The following is a 585-nucleotide window of genomic DNA, read 5'->3' as shown; positions in this document are numbered from 1 at the left end:
TGCAAATCGCTGTTGTTCTTTTTCAGACGGGCCATGCACCCGCAAATGATCATCGCGTCATCGTCACAACATTGTGGGCGAGATTTTACTTTTGAAGGAATTAATCCCTTAAAACCGGCGGCAATGGACGACCAGGTCACATCTTCATGATTATTAGCCGCCCACGCTCCCCAACGCTCAAGAACCATCTGAATATCACGCATCAACTTACTCCACAAAAATCAGACCAGAACGCCAATTACAAGCAAAAATCAACAAAACAGTATTAGTTGATTGTTATCTCTGACTTCATACTCCTGCTCCTGTCAGGGTTTTGGCGTAATTCTTCAGTATTCGGTAATCGGTCAAAACAGAACCGGGGAAACGATATAAGCGCAGACGCCCCCAGCGGTGGCGAAGAAGTTCTGCCATATTAAACTCAAACATCATTCATTCCCCATTTCGGTGATGGTCAGTTCCAGCCTCCCACCTTTGGTAACAGGCATCTTCACAACGCGGTAATCAACGACCTGAGCATCATCCAGCCAGAAACCTGCTTTAGTGAGTGCGTCAAAAGCGGCTTTTTGCAGATTATCCAGGTCACGG

2 protein-coding genes and 1 pseudogene are annotated in these 585 nt (G+C 46.5%); all 3 read right to left on the bottom strand.

Annotated features, from left to right (window positions below; translation table 11 throughout):
• Positions 1 to 203 (bottom strand): annotated as a pseudogene (gene quuD, locus EQY_RS0122305) (antitermination protein QuuD); the annotation flags it as partial.
• A gap of 85 nt (positions 204 to 288) precedes the next feature.
• On the bottom strand, positions 289 to 429 hold the full coding sequence (locus EQY_RS0122300; protein ID WP_000971055.1) for a YlcG family protein: 141 nt from the start codon (positions 427 to 429) through the stop codon (positions 289 to 291).
• Positions 426 to 585, bottom strand: a 160-nt coding sequence (locus tag EQY_RS0122295; RefSeq protein WP_000304916.1) for a RusA family crossover junction endodeoxyribonuclease, incomplete at its 5' end; no start/stop codon positions are given. The genes EQY_RS0122295 and EQY_RS0122300, both read right to left, overlap by 4 nt.

It is taken from the genome of Escherichia sp. TW14182 (assembly GCF_000208525.1).
GTDB lineage: Bacteria > Pseudomonadota > Gammaproteobacteria > Enterobacterales > Enterobacteriaceae > Escherichia > Escherichia ruysiae.
The sequence above is the reverse complement of the archived record's forward strand: the minus strand, read 5'-3'. Positions and strand labels throughout refer to the sequence as shown.